The organism is Clostridium cellulovorans 743B, assembly GCF_000145275.1.
GTDB lineage: Bacteria > Bacillota > Clostridia > Clostridiales > Clostridiaceae > Clostridium_K > Clostridium_K cellulovorans.
Genome location: NC_014393.1, coordinates 1,907,277 through 1,930,905, shown reverse-complemented (window position 1 = coordinate 1,930,905; position 23,629 = coordinate 1,907,277). Strand labels below are relative to the sequence as shown.

Annotated in this window: 17 protein-coding genes; 1 reads left to right on the top strand and 16 read right to left on the bottom strand. The window is 33.2% G+C overall.

Going from position 1 to position 23,629, the window contains the following annotated elements:
* Window positions 1-399 precede the first annotated feature (399 nt).
* The 4 genes from carB to CLOCEL_RS07850 form a co-directional block, all read right to left on the bottom strand.
* Window positions 400-3,594, bottom strand: a complete 3,195-nt coding sequence (gene carB, locus CLOCEL_RS07865) for a carbamoyl-phosphate synthase (glutamine-hydrolyzing) large subunit (RefSeq protein WP_010077481.1) — start codon at window positions 3,592-3,594, stop codon at window positions 400-402.
* 177 nt (window positions 3,595-3,771) lie between these two features.
* A complete protein-coding gene (gene carA / locus CLOCEL_RS07860) occupies window positions 3,772-4,857 on the bottom strand; it encodes a glutamine-hydrolyzing carbamoyl-phosphate synthase small subunit (RefSeq protein ID WP_010077482.1) in 1,086 nt (361 codons plus the stop codon).
* Between the two features lie 230 nt (window positions 4,858-5,087).
* Window positions 5,088-7,313, bottom strand: coding sequence for a DNA helicase RecQ (recQ, locus tag CLOCEL_RS07855; protein WP_010077483.1), 2,226 nt, complete (start codon window positions 7,311-7,313; stop codon window positions 5,088-5,090).
* An 81-nt stretch (window positions 7,314-7,394) separates the two neighbouring features.
* Entirely contained in the window at window positions 7,395-7,856 is a 462-nt protein-coding gene (locus CLOCEL_RS07850) for a GNAT family N-acetyltransferase (protein WP_010077484.1), read from the bottom strand.
* Window positions 7,857-8,167: 311 nt separating this feature from the next.
* Here CLOCEL_RS07850 and CLOCEL_RS21985 point away from each other — a divergent pair, with 311 nt between their 5' ends.
* A complete protein-coding gene (locus CLOCEL_RS21985) occupies window positions 8,168-9,040 on the top strand; it encodes a collagen-like protein (RefSeq protein ID WP_013291680.1) in 873 nt (290 codons plus the stop codon).
* A gap of 68 nt (window positions 9,041-9,108) precedes the next feature.
* On the opposite strand, the gene pyrE is transcribed toward CLOCEL_RS21985, so the two are convergent.
* The 12 genes from pyrE to CLOCEL_RS07790 form a co-directional block, all read right to left on the bottom strand.
* Window positions 9,109-9,687, bottom strand: a complete 579-nt coding sequence (gene pyrE, locus CLOCEL_RS07840; RefSeq protein WP_010077487.1) for an orotate phosphoribosyltransferase — start codon at window positions 9,685-9,687, stop codon at window positions 9,109-9,111.
* Between the two features lie 138 nt (window positions 9,688-9,825).
* Window positions 9,826-10,722 (bottom strand): dihydroorotate dehydrogenase, encoded by an 897-nt coding sequence (locus CLOCEL_RS07835; protein WP_010077488.1) that lies wholly within the window; start codon window positions 10,720-10,722, stop codon window positions 9,826-9,828.
* Window positions 10,715-11,449 carry a dihydroorotate dehydrogenase electron transfer subunit gene (locus tag CLOCEL_RS07830; protein ID WP_010077489.1) on the bottom strand — a complete coding sequence of 245 codons (735 nt, stop codon included), beginning with the start codon at window positions 11,447-11,449 and terminating at the stop codon, window positions 10,715-10,717. The genes CLOCEL_RS07835 and CLOCEL_RS07830 overlap by 8 nt, the downstream gene beginning before the upstream one ends.
* A 23-nt stretch (window positions 11,450-11,472) precedes the next feature.
* Window positions 11,473-12,348: an orotidine-5'-phosphate decarboxylase gene (gene pyrF / locus CLOCEL_RS07825; protein WP_010077490.1), complete on the bottom strand. Its 876-nt coding sequence runs from the start codon at window positions 12,346-12,348 to the stop codon at window positions 11,473-11,475.
* A gap of 50 nt (window positions 12,349-12,398) precedes the next feature.
* A complete protein-coding gene (locus CLOCEL_RS07820) occupies window positions 12,399-13,586 on the bottom strand; it encodes a dihydroorotase (protein WP_010077491.1) in 1,188 nt (395 codons plus the stop codon).
* 2 nt (window positions 13,587-13,588) lie between these two features.
* Window positions 13,589-14,554 (bottom strand): aspartate carbamoyltransferase, encoded by a 966-nt coding sequence (gene pyrB / locus CLOCEL_RS07815; RefSeq protein ID WP_010077492.1) that lies wholly within the window; start codon window positions 14,552-14,554, stop codon window positions 13,589-13,591.
* 266 nt (window positions 14,555-14,820) lie between these two features.
* A complete protein-coding gene (locus tag CLOCEL_RS07810; RefSeq protein WP_010077493.1) occupies window positions 14,821-15,993 on the bottom strand; it encodes a S1C family serine protease in 1,173 nt (390 codons plus the stop codon).
* Window positions 15,994-16,163: 170 nt separating this feature from the next.
* Complete coding sequence (locus CLOCEL_RS23075; RefSeq protein WP_010077494.1) at window positions 16,164-16,328, bottom strand: hypothetical protein; 165 nt, start codon at window positions 16,326-16,328, stop codon at window positions 16,164-16,166.
* 113 nt (window positions 16,329-16,441) lie between these two features.
* Complete coding sequence (locus CLOCEL_RS07805; protein ID WP_010077495.1) at window positions 16,442-18,166, bottom strand: S8 family peptidase; 1,725 nt, start codon at window positions 18,164-18,166, stop codon at window positions 16,442-16,444.
* Complete coding sequence (locus CLOCEL_RS07800) at window positions 18,147-20,021, bottom strand: S8 family peptidase (protein ID WP_010077496.1); 1,875 nt, start codon at window positions 20,019-20,021, stop codon at window positions 18,147-18,149. The genes CLOCEL_RS07805 and CLOCEL_RS07800 overlap by 20 nt, the downstream gene beginning before the upstream one ends.
* An 86-nt stretch (window positions 20,022-20,107) precedes the next feature.
* On the bottom strand, window positions 20,108-21,829 hold the full coding sequence (locus tag CLOCEL_RS07795) for a S8 family peptidase (protein WP_013291679.1): 1,722 nt from the start codon (window positions 21,827-21,829) through the stop codon (window positions 20,108-20,110).
* Between the two features lie 43 nt (window positions 21,830-21,872).
* Complete coding sequence (locus CLOCEL_RS07790) at window positions 21,873-23,594, bottom strand: S8 family peptidase (protein WP_010077498.1); 1,722 nt, start codon at window positions 23,592-23,594, stop codon at window positions 21,873-21,875.
* Between the last annotated feature and the right edge of the window lie 35 nt (window positions 23,595-23,629).

Sequence of the window (23,629 nt, the reverse complement as noted above, 5' to 3'; positions counted from 1 at the left end):
TAAGTTAAATATATTATTCAACACTATATTATCATACCCGAATATTACATTCTAATGTTTTTAGTTTTTTTATACATTTCATTTATATTTATTTCTAACAATATATTTATACCATATATAAATATCATTCTCAATTATTATTAATAAAAGTTATGTATTATATTTAACATTATTCTAATAGAGTATGGATTTTCCCATTACAACCTTTGGCTTGTGTCTATAATTTTTTCAAAAATATCGCGCTAAGATATCAGCTTTATCTAAAATTAAAAGATTCTGAACAAGTTGCGCTTTAGCTTTGAAAATCTATAAAAATTTTTATCTAAGTCAAGAGACCCTAGGAATACCTAGAGTCTCTCTTTAAAGTAAATATTTTGCCCCTAACATCAATCTCACTTACTATTTCTTTTCAAAATAGTATGACATTGGCTTATATGAAACAGTCTTATCCTTCTTCTTCACATCAATAGCTTTTAAGAAACAAGCTGCAGTATCTATACATGTAAACACAGGAATCTTATATTCTGCTGCTTTTCTTCTTATTTTAAATCCTATTGTTTCAACATGATTACCTTTAGTTGGAGTATTTAGAACTAAACTCATCTCACCCTTTGGTATCATCTTCATAAGTTCAGCTATTGTAATTATATTTGTGTCCAGTCCCTTTTCTTTTAGATAATCATGAGTTTTACCACTTGAGAAAATCTTAAAGCCCCTATTAATATATTCTTCTACAAGTGCAGCTCCTTCTTCTTTATCTACGTCTTTCAAGGAAATATATATATTTCCTCCATCTATTACGTTTAAACCTGAAGCTATAAAACCTTTATAAATCGCTATATCTAAATCATCATCTACCCCAAGGACTTCTCCTGTAGATTTCATCTCTGGTCCAAGATATGTATCTACATTTACCAATTTTTCATTAGAGAATACAGGAACCTTCACAGCATATAAATTCTTATTTCTATTTAATCCAATTCCATATTCCATATCTTTAAGCTTTTTGCCAAGCATTATATCAACAGCAATTTTAACCATTGGTATATTAGTTACCTTGCTTAAGATTGGTACTGTTCTTGATGCTCTTGGATTAACTTCTATAACTCTAACCTTTTCTCCATCAAAAACATATTGTATGTTTACTAAACCTTTTATTTTTAGCCCCTTAGCAATTCTTTCAGTACAATCTAAAAGTGTTGCCATCACGTCTTCGCTTAATGTGAATTCTGGATAAATAGTTATACTATCACCTGAATGTACACCAGTTCTTTCAACGTGTTCCATTATTCCAGGTATTAATATATTTTCTCCATCACTGATTGCGTCCACTTCAATTTCTGTTCCTTGAATATATTTATCAATAAGCACTGGATGCTCTGTTGATAAAGTTACTGCTTCTGTAAGATATTTTTGAAGTCCTGCTTTATCATAAACAACTTGCATTGCTCTTCCACCAATTACATAGGATGGTCTTAAGATTACAGGATATCCAAGCTGAGCTACAGCATCATAACCTTCACTCATGCTAGTTATAGCTCTGCCTTTTGGTGCTTCTATGTTTATATCCTCTAAGAATTTAGAGAATTTTTCTCTATCTTCAGCTAAATCTATAGCTTCAAAATCAGTGCCAAGGATATTTACTCCACGTTTGGTTAATTGTTCAGCAAGATTTATAGCTGTCTGGCCACCAAATTGAACAACAACCCCTTCTGGTTTTTCTCTATTTATAATATCCATTACATTATCTATATATAGAGATTCAAAGTATAGCTTATCTGAAGTATCAAAATCTGTACTTACAGTTTCAGGATTATTGTTTATTATTATAGATTCATATTCAGCATCTCTTATTGCCCATACACCGTGTACGCAGCAATAGTCAAATTCTATTCCTTGACCAATCCTTATTGGACCAGAACCTATAACTACTATTTTCTTGTTGTCCTTTATTATATTTTCATCTTCCTCTTCATAAGTTGAATAATAATAAGGAGTTGCTGCTTCAAATTCTCCTCCACAAGTATCAACAACCTTGTATACAGGAATGATATTATTTTCTTTTATATAATCTTCAACTTCTTTTTCACTTATCTTTGTAAGTGCTGCAATTTCCTTTATTGTAAAGCCCATTTCCTTAGCTTCTTTAATAGGCTTCTTAAGGATGTTCTTATCTTTTAACATAAGTTCCATATCGATAATGTTTCTTATTCCTTGAAGGAACCATTTATCGATTTTTGTTGCCTCATGTATTTCATCTATAGATGCACCTTGTCTCATAGCTTGAGCAATAGCGAATATTCTCTCATCATCTTGCTTTTTAATCTTTTCTATAAGCTCATCTTTTCTCATGTAAATAAACTTATCAAGTCTTAAAGCACTTAATCCACCTTCAAGAGAAGTTATAGCTTTTAAAACAGCTGCTTCAAAGGTTCTGTCTATACTCATTACCTCTCCAGTAGCCTTCATTTGCGTTCCAAGGCTTCTATGTGCTGTTATAAACTTATCAAAAGGCCACTTTGGTATTTTAACTACTACATAGTCTAATGTAGGTTCAAAGCATGCAGATGAAGTTTGTGTAACATAGTTCTTAAGCTCATCTAAAGAATAACCAATTGCTATTTTAGAAGCTATTTTCGCTATTGGATATCCAGCAGCTTTTGATGCAAGAGCTGAAGATCTACTAACTCTAGGGTTAACTTCTATAACAACATAATTTTCGCTTACTGGATCTAAAGCGTATTGTATATTACATCCACCTTCTATTTTAAGGCTTCTAATTATCTTTGTAGCTGCACTTCTCAACATGTGATATTGTTTATCTGTTAAAGTTTGAGAAGGAGCAATAACTATTGAGTCTCCAGTATGAACACCTACAGGGTCAAAGTTTTCCATGTTACAAATTATTATACAATTGTCTTTAGCGTCTCTGATAACTTCATACTCAATTTCTTTCCAACCTGCAACACTTTGTTCAAGTAATATTTGTCCTATTGGACTAAGTTTTAATCCTCTTGAGCAGATATCATGTAACTCATCCATGTTAGATGCAATTCCGCCACCACTTCCCCCTAGGGTATATGCTGGTCTTATTATTACTGGGAACCCAATTTTCCCAACGAAATCTATACATTCTTCAAGGGTATGAGCGATTATACTCGATGGTATTGGCTCTCCTATCTCTAACATAAGATTCTTGAATTCTTCTCTGTCTTCAGCTTTTTTTATCGCATCACTGTTAGTGCCTAATAATTCTACGTTATACTTATCTAAAATCCCTTGTTCTCTTAAGTTCATTGCAAGATTTAAGGCAGTTTGACCACCGAAACCAGCTAGAATTCCATCTGGTCTTTCATTCTTTATTATTTCTTCTACAACCTCTTCTTTTAAAGGTTCAATATATACTTTATCCGCAACATTTGAATCTGTCATAATAGTTGCAGGATTACTATTTATAAGAATGGTTTCTATCCCTTCTTCTTTTATAGATTTACAAGCTTGAGTACCTGAATAATCGAACTCCGCTGCTTGACCTATAATTATTGGGCCTGAACCTAATATTAATACTTTTTTAAGTTTCTCATTTCTTGGCATAAAGCATCCATCCTCCTATTATCTTAAGTCCTAGTTTCATTTCTTGGATTTACCCGATGACTACTATCCGTAACACTCCCATCTTCCATAAAGTGGAAGTTAACGGCTACTACGTCCCTGGATAACGATTTCTAAGTTTCAGATGGAGTAAACTCCCCCTGAAACAAAGAACTCTGTTTATATTGCTTTGGCGTCAACAGCGTTATCCATTAAATCCATAAACTTATCAAAGAGATAAGCAGAATCTTCAGGTCCCGGTGCACCTTCTGGATGAAACTGAACTGAAAATACAGGTAAAGTCTCGTGTTTCATACCTTCAACAGTATTGTCATTTAAATTTATATGTGTTACAACAACGTCTTTTCCTTCTAAGCTTGCTGGGTCAACAGCATAACCATGATTTTGAGAAGTGATATATGCTCTATCTCTTTCTATATCATAAACACCATGGTTTCCACCTCTGTGTCCAAACTTTAGTTTGTAAGTCTTTCCACCAAAAGCTAGAGATAAAATTTGGTGGCCTAAACATATTCCAAATGTAGGTTTAACCTTAACTAATTTTTTAACAATTTCAACCACTTCTGGTATAGATGTTGGATCTCCAGGACCATTGCTTAGGAAAACACCTTGTGGATTAATTTTCATAATTTGTTCATAAGTCGAGTCGTATGGGAATATAGTTAAATCACAGCCTAAATTCTTTAAATTCTCAAGAATATTATTCTTAATACCAAAATCTAAGACTGCTACTCTAGGACCGCTACCTTTTATATGCTCAATTTCGGTTCTACTTACTTCTTTAACTTGCTCTATACCAAACTCAGTATTCTTAATAATGGATTCCATTTCCTCAATAGTAAGTTCTTCTGAGGTTATTATACATTTCATAGCACCACAACTTCTTATTTTTCTTGTAAGAGCTCTAGTATCTATACCACTTAATGCAATTGTATCCATTTTCTTTAAAAATTCATTTAATTCTTCTTCATTCGTATAGTTTGAACCTTTACCGCATAATTCCTTTACTACAAATCCTTTGGCGTAAATCTTCTTACTTTGATTAAAAGATGAGCTAGTTCCATAGTTTCCTATTAATGGATAGGTCATATTTACTATCTGCCCTGCATAAGATGGGTCTGTTAGAATTTCTTGATATCCTGTCATTGATGTATTGAAAACTACCTCTCCTATAGCAGTTCCTTGCTTTCCAAAAGCTTTGCCATAAAAAACAGTACCGTCTTCTAAGTATAAAATTCCGTTCATAAAAACACCTCAATTCAAATTTTTTTAGAATTTCAGCATTTGGATTAAGGGATAAAAAAAATGCCTTCACCATAAAGTTGAAGGCATAGAAATTCCCTATTGTTAAACTATTTCCAAACACCTTCTCAGCCTCTCTGGACTTGAGTTAAAGGTAACTATTCAATTTTAACCATTAGAGCATACTATAGAGATCAAAATCACAGTTTTGATTAAAACTAAGCATGCATTTTCTAAATAATAATATCATCATTTGTGTATGTTGTCAAATCCTTAGGATTTATGTTTATGTTACCATTAGCCATTCTTCTTTCTTCTGCAAGAACAGCTTTTATAGATGTATAAGTAACCTCTTCAGGCAACATTGCTTTTATAGGCTTTAACTTCTCATCTCCAACATCTTTTATAGCGTCAAGAATTTGATTTTTATATTCCAGCTGAACTAGCTTATTGATATCTATATTATACCCTTCTTCATAACAAAGAATGATATGTTGCTCCGCAGTATTAACAGAAATACTCCTAATCTTTGAGATATTTTCTAGAGAGTTTCCTTCATTATACAATTCCATAGATACAAGATGTGTTTTTTTCTTCTCTTCAGCTTTTCCTTGTTCTGTTTCACTTTTGAAGTTCTCTTCATCGCTTTCATCTGCTAAATTCAAACTTTGTACATCTATATTATTTTTTTCTATATATTCTTTTATTACTGCTATAAATCTATCTCCATATTTTTCGTACTTTCTCTCTCCCACACCTTTTATTTGTAATAATTCTTCTTTTGATTGTGGCATATAACTGCTGATTTCTTTTAAGCAAGTATCAGCAAAAATAATGTAAGAAGGTACTCTTTCTTCCTTGGCTATTTCAAATCTTAATTTCTTTAATATATCAAATAATTCACTATCTTCTTTTACTATTTTTGTTGTCTTAATTTTTGCTCTTATATAAACTTCCTCTTTATTCTTTAAAGCTAATATTCCCCTATTGGAAACTTTTAAAGTAGGAAATTCGCTTTCTGTTACGTTAATGTAACCATCAGCTACTAAAATATTTATTATGTCAGTTATGTCTTTTATAGTTTTTTCTGACATAATTCCATAAGTACTTTGTGTTCCTAAACCTTGAGTTAATATCTTTTCATTTTTAGAACCCTTCAAAACTCCAGCTATTATGTTCTTACCAAATCTCTCATTAGTTCTTAAAATACAAGAGAATATCTTATAAGCATCTATAGTTATGTTTGTTAATTCTGAGGAACCTGTACAGTTAAAACACTTTTCGCAATTATCATAGTCTACCACTTCTCCAAAGTACTCTAAAAGGTACTTTCTTTGGCATTTTGAAGTATAGCAGTAATCAAGCATTTCCTGTAATTTTTTATATTCATTCTTCTTTATAGTTTCGGGGATTTCCCTTGAATCAATTAGAAATCTCTGTGTTTGAACATCCTGCATATTAAAAAGCAATATGCAATCACTTTCTCCACCATCTCTACCCCCACGGCCCACTTCTTGATAATAAGCTTCTATGCTTTTAGGCATATTATAATGAATTACATACCTAACATTTGATTTATCTATTCCCATACCAAAAGCATTGGTTGCAACCATAATATCAACATTATCATAAATGAAGTCTTCTTGAAATTGATTTCTTTTTTCATCAGACAAACCACCATGATAAACACCAACTTTATGATTTTCCTTTAACAAAAACTCATAAACCTTCTCAGCATCTTTTCTTGTAGAAGTGTATATTATTCCACATAACCCTTTATTTTGGGCTAGATATTCTTTTAAAAAATCTCTTTTATTAATACCTTTTAAAACCTTTAAATTAAGGTTTTGTCTATCAAAGCCATTGATAAAAACATCTGGGGTTGCTAAACCTAACAGAGAAATTATATCTTTCTTTACTTCCTCCGTCGCTGTAGCTGTAAATGCCGATATTATTGGCCTATGCTTTAAGCATCCTATCATATTGCTTATTCTTCTATAACTTGGTCTAAAATCATGTCCCCACTGAGAAACGCAATGAGCTTCATCAACAGCTATCATTGCAATATCTATATCTGAAATCACTTGAATAAAATCATAATTTTCTAATCTTTCAGGTGCTACATATAGAATTTTATATTCACCATTTTTCAGTGCCATAATTCGAGATATTACCTGATTTTTTTCAACAGAACTATTTATATAAGTACTATTTATCCCAAGTTCATTTAAGGTATCCACTTGTTCCTTCATAAGGGATATTAGTGGTGAAATAACTATAGTTACTCCCTTAAGCATTAGAGCTGACAATTGATAACATATAGATTTCCCCCCACCTGTAGGCATTATCGTTAGTGTATCTTTGCCCTCTAAGATTTTTTCTATGGTTTTTTCTTGTGCTTCTCTTAAGGAATCATAACCATAGTATTTTTTTAATAATTGCTGTATTTCTAATTTCATGCAAATCTCCTTGCAATATTTTCGTTATTTAAATTATTAACAATTTTATTAGTAAATATAAATTTTATTAATACTTAATAATTATATTTTTTTTCTTAAAACATAGTTATTATATATAAGTCCGTTATAATCTCTTCTCATTTTCTTCAAACAAGTATAGCCCATTTTTTCATAGAAGCCTTTAGCAATTTCTGCTGCATAAACTATAATTTCTTTTATCCCACGATTTTGAGCTTCCATCTCTATATCAGCAATAAGTTGTGAACCAACACCTTTACCTTGAAAGCTATTATGTATATACAGCCTTTCAATATATCCTTCTTTAGTCAGTTGTGCAAAACCAATAATTTTTCCTGAAGATTCTGCTACATTAGTTATGCTATTTCCTAAACTTCTTCTCCAATCCTCAATATCTGGTTCATCTGGAGCCCAATGTTCAATCTCTTCTCTTGTGTAGTTGTATGATCTAATATTCCTTACGGAATTATAGAATACCTCCAATATTTCACTTAAATCCTTCTCTTCGTAATCTCTTATAAACATCTGTCTATCTACCTCTAATTCCTAATAATCTAAATGCCATAAATCTCATTAACCTAAAATAACACCCTATAATAACGAACATTACATGTATACAAGGAGATATATTTCCTAATTTATAGTATCGTTCTTTTAAGTATTTTCTGAACTCATTTTTAAATTTAATATTGAATAAAATTAAATTAGTTATTAAATTTATATTTTATTCATATAATCACTATGGTGGTTTTTTAAGTTAGCTTATGTGCATTTTTTATCATAATGTTATTTAGTATTCTAATACAATATTATATAACATTTTATTAGGAGCTGCGATGAGTAATTATGGTAATAATAACAATGGCTTAAGTCTTCTATTATTGCTTTTCTTATTAAATCAAAAAAATTCTGATTCTCTTCCAGCTCCTGGACCAGCGGGACCTCCAGGTGAAGCTGGACCACGAGGTCCACGGGGACTTGCTGGTAAAGATGGTGAAACTGGACCTAAAGGTGATCCTGGACCTGCTGGTAAAGATGGAGAAAAAGGTCCTAAGGGCGATCCTGGCCCTCCTGGTAAAGACGGTGAAAAAGGTCCTAAGGGCGATCCTGGGCCTCCTGGTAAAGACGGAGAAAAAGGTCCTAAGGGCGATCCTGGGCCTCCTGGTAAAGACGGTGAAAAAGGTCCTAAGGGCGATCCTGGGTCTCCTGGTAAAGATGGTCTTCCAGGAAAACCTGGAATCAACGGTTTATCTGGAATAGACATAAATCTTCCATTAGATAACTCTATAAAACAAATCATTAACATTCTTACACTATTAAAAACAAAAAATCTTAGTGTTGATATACGAACAATCTATGGTAAAAACATCCCCGCAAAGTCTATAGGGAAAATAAACACTGGAACAGCAATTCTAAATTATAGTAATGAAATTGTTAGTATTCCTAAAATTGCATTCCTAAGATATGCTGATGGTGCAATATCTAAAGGAGAATTAATTAATACTTCTGAATATTTAACCTTAAATTATGAAGGGGTTTGCGAAAAAGAAATAAGAGATCATCTTATAATAGGACATACCTATAAGCTGGTAGTTGGAGAAAATATTATTCCTCTATTTAAGGTCTTAGCTTCTAAAGCTGGCATTGTTATTAGTGCTACTGAAGCTGTTGCTACCTATTATATAACACAAATAAAACCCATCGAATAATAAAAGACTAAAAGTACTAAATTTTTATCAGCACTTTTAGTCTTTCTAATATTGTTAAAAGTAATATTCTATTCCATTTTTCTGCTGCCTGGTTTTACATATGGTGTTCCTTCTTTGCACATTGGACAATTCTCTATATCAAAGCTTTCTATATCAAGTTTAACAGCGCTGTATATAGGGAAAGGAACCTCAACACCTTTTGCTCTTCTATCTACGATACAGCAAAGACCTACAACTTCTGCTCCCATTCCTTCTAAAAGTGACACAACTTCCATAGTTGATTTACCAGTAGTAACAACGTCTTCTGAAATTATTATTTTTTGTCCTTTTTTAACTTCAAAACCACGTCTTAAAGTCATTACATTATCTACTCTTTCAGTAAATATTCCTGGTTTCTTTACTTGTCTTGCAAGCTCGTAAGCAACAACAACTCCACCCATTGCTGGTCCAACTACTATATCAAAGTCTACATCTTTTAACTGATCAGCTACTACTTTTAGAACTTTTTCTGCTTTATCTGGATGTTGAAGAAGCTTTGCACATTGACAATATCTATTGCTATGCTTTCCTGATGATAATAAGAAATGTCCTTCTAATAAAGCTTCAACCTCTTTTAATGTTTCTATAACCATCTCTCTAGTTTCCATTTTAAATATACCTCCGCACCTTTTATTATTTATATGTTTATTTGCACTGTGCTACTTAAACATTAGGTCTTAACCCTTCGTTCTTCATAGAATAAATAAATTGACTTCAAAAGTCATCTCTTCTATGCATCTGTTCAACTATATTATTCCTGTGATTTCACTTATATCTTTAATGCCATTTTCTTTTAGATATTCCTCTATACCAGCAATTACATCTAATGCTAAAGTCGGTTTTATAAAGTTTCCTGTTCCTATTTGCACTGCTTTTGCTCCACACATTATGAACTCTAAAGCATCTTGTGCTGAAACTATTCCACCCATACCTACAACTGGTACCTCAACAGCTCTACACACCTCATAAACCATTCTTAACGCTATAGGTTTTATAGCTGGTCCCGAAAGTCCTGCTGTTATATTTTTAAACATAGGTTTTCTTGTTCTAATGTCCACAGCCATAGCTTTAAAAGTATTAACAAGAGATAAAGAATCTGCTCCTGCTTCTACACATTTTACTGCCATATCGACTATGTCCTCGGCATTAGGAGAAAGCTTTACCATTAACGGCTTTGAAGTTACTTTTCTTACTTCCTTTACTACCTGACCTGCAACATCAGCTTTAATTCCGAAGGCCATTCCACCCTCTTTTACGTTAGGACAAGATATATTTAGTTCTAAAATATCTATATCCGTAGCATCTAGCATTGCAGCGCCAGTTACATAATCTTCAATAGTTCCACCACCAAGATTTGCAAGAACTACAGTATCATAAGTCTTCATTTTTGGTAATTCTTTTTCTATAAAACCTTGTACACCAGGATTTTGAAGCCCTACACTATTCATCATACCACTAGGAGTTTCATAAATTCTCAGTCCATCATTACCTTCTTTTTTATTTAAAGTAAGTCCCTTTGAACTTATTCCACCAAGCTTTGATAAATCCATAAACTCTTTATATTCTTCTCCAAACCCAAAGGTTCCTGAAGCCATAATTATAGGATTTTTAAAATCTACTCCGTTTATATTTACCTTAAGCATTTAGTTCTAACTCCTCTCCAGAAAATACTGGTCCATCCTTACAAGTTCGCTTATTACCATCTTTAGTTTTACAAGTGCACACTAGACAAGCCCCTACGCCACAAGCCATCTTATTTTCCATAGATACTTTAACAGCTGTTCCTTTGTCCATTGCCATTTTAGCTGTTTTAAACATCATTATCTCAGGTCCGCAGCATAATACTAAGTCATATTCCTCAGGCTTTAGGATATCTGTTACATATCCTTTATGCCCTTCTGCTCCACTTTCTGTTGAGATATAGATATTCTTTACGTTCTTCCCTACTTTGTCTATGTAGTAGCTTTCATTTCTAAATCCAGCATAAAGATCAACTTCACAATGGCTTAAAGATTTTGATAAATATATCATTGGTGCCAAGCCTATACCACCAGCTACTAGAGCAACCTTACCCTTTATTTCGTTTGCATCAAAACCATTTCCAAGAGGCCCTACTAATTGCATTGAATCTCCTGGTCTTAAGGCTGTAAGTTCCTTCGTGCCTTCTCCTACTAATTGATATAAAAAAGTGATTTTTTCATCATCTACATCACACACACTTATAGCTCTTGGAAGAAGCACAGAGCTATTTTTCTTTTTAAGCATATAAAATTGCCCCGGTTTTACATGGAAGCTTCCCTTTACAGTAAGCTTATAAACCCCTTCTGCAACTTTGAGGTTTTCATATACTTGTTCTATCGTTTCTTTCATAACTTTACCTCTTTCCCAAAGCTTTAATTTTCTTTTGCAGTGCTATATTTTAAAATTTCGTCTCTCATTTTTATAGCTTCAAGTCTTGCAGCTTCATAAAAACTCTTGCCTTCATGTTCTTTGTTTTTATATGCTAATAAGATTCCTCTTGAAGAATTAACTACTCCACCGTTGCCATTCTTTAGATATAAAGCTACATCCTTAGCAGTTCCACCTTGAGCACCATAACCAGGTATTAAAAAGAAGGTCTTGTTTAGCTTTTCTCTCATTTTAGCTACTTCATCTACATGAGTACAGCCCATTACTGCTCCTATAGCTGAATATCCGCATTGTCCAAGAACACTTTCTCCAAGGTTCTGGAACCTTTCTCCTACTTCTTCATAAACCTTATTTCCTTTTGCAGTCTCTAGGTATTCAAAATCCATAGAACCTCCATTAGAAGTTCTTACAAGCATGAATACACCTTTATTTCCACTTTTTAAATAACTCATAAAAGGTTCTACTGTATCCATACCCATATATGGACTTAAGGTTATAAAATCCGCTTCAAAGTCACCTTCAAAGTGAGCCTTTGCATACATCTTAGCCGTGTTTGCTATGTCTCCTCTTTTTATGTCCGCAATGGTTACAGCACCTTTTTCCTTTAAATATTTTAAGGTTGCACTATATGCCTTTAATCCATTGATTCCAAGGGCTTCATAATAAGCTATTTGTACTTTATAAACTGCAACTACATCTAAAGTAGCATCAATTATTTTCTTATTAAACTGAAGAATTGCTTCACCATCATCAGCATATTGATTTTTAAACTCTAGAGGAATATAATCTAGGTCTGTATCTAATCCTAAACAAACATTACCTTTTTCTTTAACCGCATCATACAATTTATCTATAATCATTTTGGACCCTCTTTCTTCTTAAATATATCTTAGAATTGATATGCCCTCTTCTATAGCTTTGAGTAGACAATTTTACCAGCCTTAATGGTCATTTGTACTTCTCCAAAGAATTTCATTCCATGGAAAGGAGTATTTTTTCCTTTTGAAACAAAGCTGTTTGCATCTATCTCAATTTCTTTATTTAAATCCACAAGTACAAGGTCCCCTTCTTTACCAATGGTAATGGTTCCCTTATTTACTTTTAGTATTTCACTTGGATTCTTAGACATTATCTCGCTAAGCTTATTAATAGAAATATGTTTATCTTTTACAAGCTTTGTGTAACACACAGAAAAGGCTGTTTCAATTCCAACAAGTCCAGGAGATCCATTTGCCTTATCTTCCTTTGTATGTGGTGCATGGTCTGTTCCAATAGCATCTACATAACCATCCTTTATTGCTTGTATTAATGCCACTCTATCCTCTTCTTCTCTTATAGGTGGATTTACCCTATAAGTTCCTTCTCCCGTAAGAGCGATATGATGAGGAGTTACCTCGCAAGTAACTGGCACTCCTTCTTTTTTGGCAAGCTTTATGTAATTTATAGCTTCTTTAGTACTAACATGGCTTAAGTGTAATCTACAGCCTGTATACTTTGATAAAATTATATCTCTTATAGTCATCATGTTTTCTGCTAATCTTGAACTTACACTAAGAATGCTTTTATCCTCACAATGAGACATGATCCCAAGTCCTATTTCCTTAGCTTTTACCATAGCTTCATACATAACCTTTGAATCTTCTACCCCAACACCGTCATCAGATATAAATTTTATTTCCCCAGTTAATTTTTCAAGATGTGTTGTGGTTTTTCCATCAAAATTTTCTGTTATTGATATAACTTGATTTACATCTATTAAACCAATTGATTTTGCTTTTTCTTTAACATAAGCTACTGTCTCAAGAGAGCTACAAATTGGTTTTGTATTTCCCATTAAGTTAACGGTGGTGTATCCACCTTTCACTGCTGCCTTGCTACCACTTTCAATATCTTCCTTATGAGTAAATCCTGGATCTCTAAAGTGGCAATGAAGATCTGTAAAAGCTGGCATTAAAACATAACCAGTACCATCAACAGTTTTGCAATTTTTTTCTAAAGTTGCACCTATTTCTGATATTTTTCCATCATTTATATAAACGTCACCTATAAAATCCTGTGACCAATCTATTACTCTGGCACTTTTTATTAATAGCTCCATTATTACACTCCCTCCAGCTCATAATACTTTAACCTTAATACCTTGTCACAATCTAGCTGTAGAAGCTTAATTATTAGAGCCATTCTTCCATACATCCCGTATTCTGCTTGCTTAAAGTACCAAGCCCTTGGATCACTATCAACTTCACAAGATATTTCATTAACTCTTGGCAGTGGGTGTAACACAATACACTCATCCTTAGCCTTTGACATTTTCTCTCCGTCTAGAATATAAAAATCTTTTAATCTTTCATATTCATCAGCGTCTTCAAATCTTTCTTTTTGAACTCTTGTCATATATATTATATCTAAGTCTGCTATTGCATCTTCTAAGTTATCTGTCTCAATATAAGGCATATCTTTCTGCTCAAGTTCTTGCTTCACATAATCTGGCATCTTAAGTTCCTTTGGTGATATGAATACAAAGCTATTGTTTTCATACTCACTAAAAGCTTGTGCAAGAGAATGTACAGTTCTTCCAAACTTTAAATCTCCACAGAAACCTATTTTTAAGTTATTTAATCTATTAAATTTTGCTCTTATAGTTATTAAATCTGCTAATGTTTGTGTGGGATGTTGATGTCCTCCATCTCCAGCATTAATCACTGGGATTGTTGAAACCTTTGATGCTTTGCAAGGTGAGTAAGCTTCTGGATGACGCATAGCAATAATATCACCATATATGCTTGCCATCCTAGTTGTATCTTCAATGCTTTCACCCTTTGCGGTAGAAGAAGAGGATGCTTCTGAAAAACCAATTACGCTACCACCAAGCTTTAGCATTGCGCTTTCAAAGCTTAATCTAGTTCTTGTACTTGGTTCGAAAAACAGAGCTGCTAAGATTTTGCCCCTAGCAATTTCAGAATAGTCTTTTGGATTTGCCATGATTTTATCTACTAATTCAAATAATTCTTCGTATTCCTGTAACTTTAAATCCCTTGGTTCAAGGAAATGTCTTAATTCTTTCATATTTTCCTCCTTTTTAGCCTCTCTGGACTATCTTTAAAGGCATGTAATGTCACCTTACTATTTTTTTAAAATCAGTATACCTAAGAACTAAATACATATTGTTACCAAATAAAAATGCCTTTCTAAACTTATAGAAAGGCATAGTAAACGCGTAGATTATATAACAATATTATACTATACCTTTTTGGTCTCTCTGTACCAACATTAAAGGTGATTCTTTTTAAATAATATTATCATAAAACAGATGCATTGTCAAGAATCACAGTTTATAACTGTACCGAAACAGTAGTTTCTTCACCGTCCCTAATTATAGTAAGCTTCATTGTGTCCCCTGACTTATGTTTATCTAACGCAGCTTTTAAGGCTTCACTAGTCTTTACCTTTTTGCCATCTGCTTTTATTATTATATCTCCATTTCTAAGTCCAGCTTCTTGAGCTGCACTTCCATTAGATACTCTAACTATATATACTCCAACATTAAGGTCATATTGTTTTGACATCTCCTCAGTTATATCTCTAGGTTCAATTCCAAGAGTTACTATTGGCTTAAGCAAATCACCAATTTTTTCTTTAGCGGTATCTATTGGTATAGCAAAACCAATGCCTTCTACACCACCAGTTATTTTTGCTGAATTTATTCCTATTACTTCACCTTTCATATTTAAAAGTGGTCCACCGCTATTTCCTGGATTTATAGCTGCATTTGTTTGTAAAAAGTTATGAACTCCAGTTTCAGTTTCAAGTTGTCTTTGAGCTGAACTAATAATGCCACTTGTAACAGATCCTATAAATTCACTTCCAAGAGGACTACCTATAGCCACTACAGATTCCCCTGTCACAACTAAAGATGAATTTCCTAGGTTTAATACTGCTGGCATAGAAATATCATCTGTCACTTTAATTACTGCAAGATCTAATTCTTCATCAAAATTTATAACTTTAGCGTTTGCAGTATTACCATCCTTAAACTGAATAATTATATCATTTGAGCCTGCAATAACGTGATAATTAGTAAGTATATAACCTTCTTCACTAAAAATAAACCCTGACCCAGCTGCTTCCCCAACTCCTGTTCTTGCACTTTTTACCTTAGCAGTTATTGCCACAACACCATTTTCTGCGTTCTTCACCACTTCTGTAACTACCAATGGCTTATCAGAAGTGCTACTTAGCGTTTGATATAAATTGTTTGCTTCTGTAGTTTGAGACTTCGTACTACTTGCTGACATATTATAAGTTACTGCAGCTCCAATTCCTCCACTTATTAGAGAAAGAACTAATACCCCTGCAATGCCTGCCATTACTTTGCCAATTCCCTGTTTCTTTTTTGTCTTGCTTGGCTTTATCTCTGTGTATTTTGTTGTTACAATAGAATTTTCTTTTTCTATACCATCTTTATTTTCATTTAAATTATCATTGCTAAAATCTTCTCTATACATTTTGTACACCCCTTATTCTTGATGCATTATTTGATTATATCATAACTAATGAATGTGACAATTTCGTGACAAAAAATATATAGATGAAATATTTTTTAACTATACTCTAATAGGGATATCAAGAATTTCTCTTGATATCCCTATTAGAGTATCTTTTCTAATTAATTTTTTCATCTTTCAGTTTGTTTTTGTCTAAAATCTACACTATTCTCTATAATAGGATGTGCTTTCTTATGTCCAGCTTTAGCAACTCCCTGAATTTCTGGAACTGGAGGTAAATCATTACGAGGGCTTTCCTCTTCATCTTCGTACCTGCGCATACCTTTTTTCGCCATTTCTAATCCTCCTCTAAAAGAACTTCTATCTTATTTTTTTGAATTTTGAGTTCTTTTATCCTATATTATCAATAGCAATAAATCCAAAAATTTGAAGGCCTATGCTAATTTAATCATAATATATTTTGAAACATAGCAAGAATATTTAACATTCCATATCCCCATTGTGGATTAGGATATATATCTCCTGCACGTTTAGTAGCTCCTCTTGCAAGATATGTTTTAATGGTATTTGAATACACATAAGGATAATTGCTATCTACAATTGCCCATTGAAGTAATAAAGCACAAGCTCCTGCAACTATTGCAGCTGCTACACTAGTTCCATTAACCACAGCAATATTATTATCTGGTGCCACAGTTAACGCATTTACTCCTCCAGCAGCTATATCCACTACATTGATAAATTTATCTTGAAAAGCTACTCCAGAATAATTTAATATACTATCATTATTTTGATTATAAGCTGCTACAGTAATGGCATATCTTGAGGTACCTGGATTTGTAATGGTTCCATATGGATCTGATAAAATAAATCTGGTATCTCCTAAAACTATACCATGCTGTGGCAACCAAACATCAAATCTACCATTCAAAATTCTATTACCTGTTAAAACAAACTTCCATACTCCCTGAGTTAAATTTTCAAATCTAACAACTATCCACTCATCTCCAGTAGTTGCAAAGGGTAAAAAATAATTAACCTTTATCAAGGTTCTCTCAAAGAGAAAGGAATAGGTTTCAGTAACATTAAATGCAGCACTGATTGCAACGATTTTTTCCCCTGAAGGAGATACTATATCTAGAGACATTATATTGGGAGGTTCAACCCAAATCTCAACAACTAAACTTTTCTGTTCTGGAGATACGTTAAGCTCAATAACCTTCTTCTCACCTACCTGAGATATTATTCCTGAAGTATGTTCACCTTTCGCTCCTTGATTTCCTGCTCCAGTAACTAAGACGATTCCACTGTTTTTAGATATTTCCTCTATAAATTCTTCAATAATACCAACACCTTTGTGATTTCCAGAATTTGTACCAAGGGGAAAATATATCACCATTGGTTTATAATCGATGCCAACAAATCTAACTAAAAAATCAATTGCCGCAAAAATAGAGGAAACATCAAAAACAGGGACCTGTATGCCAAGTTCTGATTTTCTTGAAACATCTTCTGCTAGCTTGACAATTACAAAATCACATTGTGGAACAACACCTTTTAACCTTGGATTTTTGCCAGTGGCGCCGATAATACCAGCCATATTTGTTCCATGTCCAACTTCATCCTTGCTTGGTACTATTTCATAAGGGTCTTTCCCCTCTCTTTTTGCCTTAATAGCTCCCTGTATTTCTTCCTTTGAATATAAGGTTCCAAAAGGAACATATATACCTTGTTGTTCTTCATCACTCTCTATTGTTTGATCCCACAAAGCTCGGATTCTGGTCTCCCCATTAACTTTCATGAATTCTTCACTTAGATAGTCAACACCAGTATCTAAGATAGCTACATTAACACCATTACCTGTTAAATTCAATGGCAAATCTAATTGCAAAAAACCAACTTCCGTTGCATATATAGGTAAAATCTCTTGAAGGGTGTATAACTCTGCGGATTTAACATATGACGTAGCACTAAAATAAACGTCCTCAATATTAGGCTCCTTTGGTGCTTTTACAGATAATACTGCATATCTAGGATTTATTATATTCACATAAAACCCTGGTTTCTTTGAAACTTCTTCTTGTATATTTCCTACATATTCAATAAGATAATGATAATAAGCTGTACTAGTAAAAAGATCCTTTGGGTAATTATTATTTTTTTGTCTTTCCATCAAAATTCCTCCATTGTTTCGTTGGAATTCTTATAAATATCTTACCAGCATAATATTCAGTAAAATTATTCTTTTTCCCATAAATTACCTCAGTTTCATAGGTGTTTGGGTTAATCTTACCCGTTACACTACCACCTCTAAAAGCATCACTAACCATACTAAGAGTTTCAAATAAATCAAACTCTCCATACCCCATTTCTCTATTAGGATACTTGTATAATTCATTCCGCCTAGCACCATAAGTGAAGTAGCTTAATAACTTTTTGGCATACATAGCTACATCATTACCATCAACTATAGCCCATTGTATAAATAGTGCACATGCACCTACTACTATGGCTGTAGCAGCAGAACTCCCAGACATTGCTTCAATTCCTCCATAAGGTTTTATAGACAATATGTTATCCCCTAAAGTTATAACATCCGGTCGAATACCTTCATTAAGTGAAAATCCCTTTCCAGAAGTTGCAACTAAAGAACCATCCACACCTTGATATGCTACAGTAACTATATTAATCGCATTAGATGGGATTGTCAGAGTATTATAAGAATCTGCTTTTAAAAACACTGTATTTGGAGGCAACGTATCTTTTGGTGGTAACCATATATCATATCTTCCCGAAGTTATATACAAACCAATAAGTTTTAAAACCCAAATTCCAGGTTTTATATCGCTAAAGGTTAAACGAATCACTTCATGTCCTGTAAAATATTCAGGAGTAAAATATTTTACATTCATAAATGTATTGATAAATACAAATTTAAAAGCTACTTCTTTCTCCGTTCTAGACTCAATAACTTGAGTTTCCTCTCCCGTTGGTGAAATAACATTTATCGATGCCCTATTTGGTTTTTGAACCCAAATATAGAAAGAAAAATTTTTAATTTCTCTTGGTATATTCAACTCAACTCTTTGCACATCTCCTATATTTTTGATATTCCCAGATGCATGACCTTGAGATGCCCCTTCATTTCCTACACCAACTATTAAACTTATACCCTTGAGCCTTGCAACTGTCGACACATATCTCTCAATTAATCCTTCACCATCATGGCTTCCTTCCGTAGACCCAACACTTAAATGTATAACAATGGGCCTCATCAATTCTCTTGCAACAGCTTTCAAATACTCAAGTCCTGCTACAACCTCAGAAGCATTATATACAGGAATATCACCTATACCATTTTCCTCTAACCTCTTTTTGAAATTTGCGGCCTCAGATAGCTTTACTATTACATAATCACAATCTTGAGCTATTCCTTGAAGCTCATTATCAGCCCCTCTTGCACCAATTATCCCAGCAATTTTGGTCCCATGACCTATTTCATCCTTTGAAGGCACTATTGAGTATGGATCTTTATTATTTCTATATGCTTCGATTGCATCATTAATTTTTTCATTAGTATAAACTTCACCCATATATTTAATTCCACTGACATTCTCTTTAATACTTTGGTCCCATATTCTAATAATCCTCGATGTATCATCTTCTCTAATAAATTCCGGGTTCAAATAATCTATCCCAGTGTCTACAATCCCTACCAAAACACCTTTTCCTGTTAAGTTTAAATAGGGATTAATTTTTACTTTGTTTATACTATCGGCGTAATTTGGTGAAATTTCTTGAAGGACAAACATTGTTCTAAATTCTACATACCTAATTTCAGGCACATCCTCTAAGAGTCGATTAATCTCACTAGCTTTTACAGCTACAACACCTATATTGTTTGTAATTATATCACCTGTAGCATAAGCTATTTTTTTAATCTTCTCTTTAAAATTCCCCCTATAAGCTACTAAAAAGTTTCCTACATTAGCATCATAATATAAATCACTTTTTTTAATTGTAGCCATATCCCTCTCCAACCATTACTAAGTAATCCTTATCCAATCTTAAAAGTGTCTATGAGTTTTATTGAATTTACTTGCTTGTTTCATAATTAAATTATATTTTCAAATAGTTTAAGAGCGTCTAACATTCCATATCCCCATTGTGGATTTGGATATATGTCTCCTGGTCTTGTGGAAACTCCTCTAGCAAGAAAGGTCTTTATTGTTTGAGAATACATATAAGGATAATTCCCTTCTACGATTCCCCATTGAAATAACATAGAACATACTCCAGCAACTATAGCTGCGGATACACTAGTTCCATTTACTATTGCCAACTGATTATTTGGAGCTACCGTTAATGCATTTACCCCACCAGCGGCAATATCAATTACATTTATAAAATCCTCAATAAATGCCACCCCTGAATAATTTAATATATTGTCATTATTCTGATTATAAGCTGCAGCTGTAATTATATATTTTGAACCCCCTGGATTTGTAAAGGTTCCATATGGATCAGATAAAATAAATCTTGTCTCAGGCTTTATTAACCCTTCTTGTGGTATCCACGCATTATATTTTCCATCTAAAATAGCTTCTCCTGTTAATGCCATAGTCCATACTCCTGATTGAAGATTATAAAATATTATCCTTATCAATTGATCTCCAGTATTCTCCTCTGGAACAAAGTAATTCACTTTTATAGTAGTTCCTTCAAAAAGGTATGAAAAAGTTTGTATTGCATTAATAGCTGGATTTATAGTTCCAGTATTTTCACCAGAAGGAGATATTATATCTAATGACATTATATTAGGTTGATCTACCCAAATTTCAACTATAATAAACTGTTCTCCAGGAGCTACATATAAATCAATTGCTCTTCTTTGTCCCACTGCTGTTATCACCCCTGAGGTATGACTCCCTTTACCGGCTTGATTTCCTGCCCCGGTCACTACTGCTATAGCATTATTTTTCAAAATATTTTCTATATATAACTCCAAAACTCCGTTACCTTTATGATTTCCCAAATTGGTTCCGAGAGGAAAATATACAACCCTAGGTTTACGATTAATTTTAATATATCTTTCAACGAATTCAAAAGCTGTAAAAATAGTAGATATGTCAAAAACATTGATCTTTAAATTATAGAGTTTCTTATATCCATAAGCTTCTAAGAGTTTTATTACAACGAAGTTGCATTCTGGAACTACACCTTTAAACTCAGGCTTTTTACCAGTACCACCAATTAATCCTGTCATATTTGTTCCGTGACTCACTTCATCTCTACTAGGAACTATTTCATAGGGTGCCCCACCTTCTCTATAGGCCTTTATAGCCTTTTGTATTTCTTCTCTTGTATATATAGTTCCATATGGCACTGGTATTTTTTGCTCTTTCCCTAAATTGGGGATAGTTTGGTCCCAGATTAGTTCAATTCTCGTTTCTCCTCTAGAATCGATAAATTCTTCACTTAAATAATCAATTCCTGTATCTATAATAATTATATCAACTCCCCTACCTGTTAAATTTAAAGGTAGTTCCAATTGTAGAAAGTTAACTTTAGCCGCTTCAATAGGAGATACTTGTTGAAGAGTAAAAAATGCTGATTGCACAGCAAACTCTATGGTCTTAAACCGCGGTTCATCAACATTTAAATCGGTCTCTCTTTCAGTAGATATCATCGCATACTGATTATTTATTATAGTTACATAATATCCTGGTACCTTTGAAACTTCTCCTTGAATATCTCCTACATATTGAACAATATAATGAAAGTATTTATCACTGGTAAAGAGATCCTCCGGTACATTTGCACGATTCTTATCCATATTAGTTCCTCCATATGGTCCTTCTATACTAATAGAAAAATATTTATATAATATTTGCGAACAAAGCGCGGACATTCAACATTCCATACCCCCACTGAGGATTTGGATATATGTCCCCACTTCTCCTTGATACCCCTCTCATAAGATAAGCCTTTATGGTTTGGGAATACATATAAGGATAGTTTCCTTCAATAATACCCCACTGTAAAAGCATCGCGCAAACCCCTGCAACTACAGCAGCTGCTACACTAGTTCCATTTACCACAGCTACTTGATTATTAGGAGCTACAGTCATAGCATTTATTCCACCAGCTGCTAAATCAACAACGTCCTCATAATCCGCTAAATCCGCTACTCCAGAATAAGTTAGAATATTATTATTACTTTGATTATAAGCTGCCACTGTAACTATTATCTTTGAATTTCCTGGACTTGTAATTGTCCCATATGGATCAGCAAAAATAAATCTAGTCCGTTCAGAATTTATACCCTCTTGCAGCATCCATGCATTAAATGTACCATCTAATATAGAATTTCCAATTACTCTCAACTTCCACACTCCAGAGGTTATATTAAAAAATCTAACACTTATAAGTTGATCACCAGTATTTACTTCTGGAAGGTAATGTCGTACTATTATTTTAGTCCTTTCGAATAGAAATGAGTAATTTTCAGTAGAATTTATAAGAGCTTCAATAACACCAGTACTTTCTCCAGAAGGAGATATTATATCTAAAGACATAATATTCGGCCTATCTATCCAAATTTCAAGTATTAAAAATTTTTGTTCTGGTGGTATAAAAATATCGATGGCTCTTGTTTCTCCCACTGCTAATACAGTTCCTGATGTGTGACTACCTTTACCACCTTGATTTCCAGTTCCCGTAACTACAACAATACCACTAGCTTGGGATATTTGTTCTATATATTGCTCTAAAATTCCTTCCCCCTTATGATTACCTAAGTTTGTTCCTAAAGGTAGGTATATAACTATAGGTTTATCTACATCAAGTGAATATCTATATAAAAATTCAATAGCTGTAAAAATAGAAGATACGTCAAACATCGGAAAATTGTTTTTAAGAAGATCTTGAGTCACAAGGTCTTGTAACAATTTCACTACTACAAAACTACATTCTGGCACAGCACCTCTAATCTGTGGATTATCTCCAGTTGCGCCTATTATGCCCGCCATTTTGGTTCCATGTCCGATTTCATCTTTACTAGGAACTATTTCATAGGGCGACTTTCCATCTCTTGAAGCATTTATAGCCTTTTGTATTTCTTGCTTTATATATACAGAACCGTAAGCAGCTCTAACTGATCCTTTTGTGTTAACACCAGCAATAGTCTGATCCCAAATACACTCTATTCTTGTCTCTCCTCTTGGAGTCATAAACTCCTTATTTAAATAATCTATACCAGTATCAATAATCCCAACAATAATTCCTTTTCCTGTTAAGTTTAAAGGTAGGTCAAGCTGCAAAAAATTTATTTTTGCAGCATCTATTGGTGTAACTTCTTGCAAGGTATACACCGCTGGACGAGCTACATATGCAACGGTCTGAAAAATATCTGGGTCCTGAAGTTCAAATTCTCCAGTACCTTCAACTGCTACAATTGCATATTTATCATTTATTATAATTACATAAAAGCCTGGTCTATTTGAAATTTCTCTCTTAATATCTCCTTGATATTCAACTATATATTTAAAATATCTTTTACTATTAAAAACATCTTCTGGTATGGAATTATTTTTTTCCATCATTTTTCCCCCAGATTATTAAATTCTACACAAGT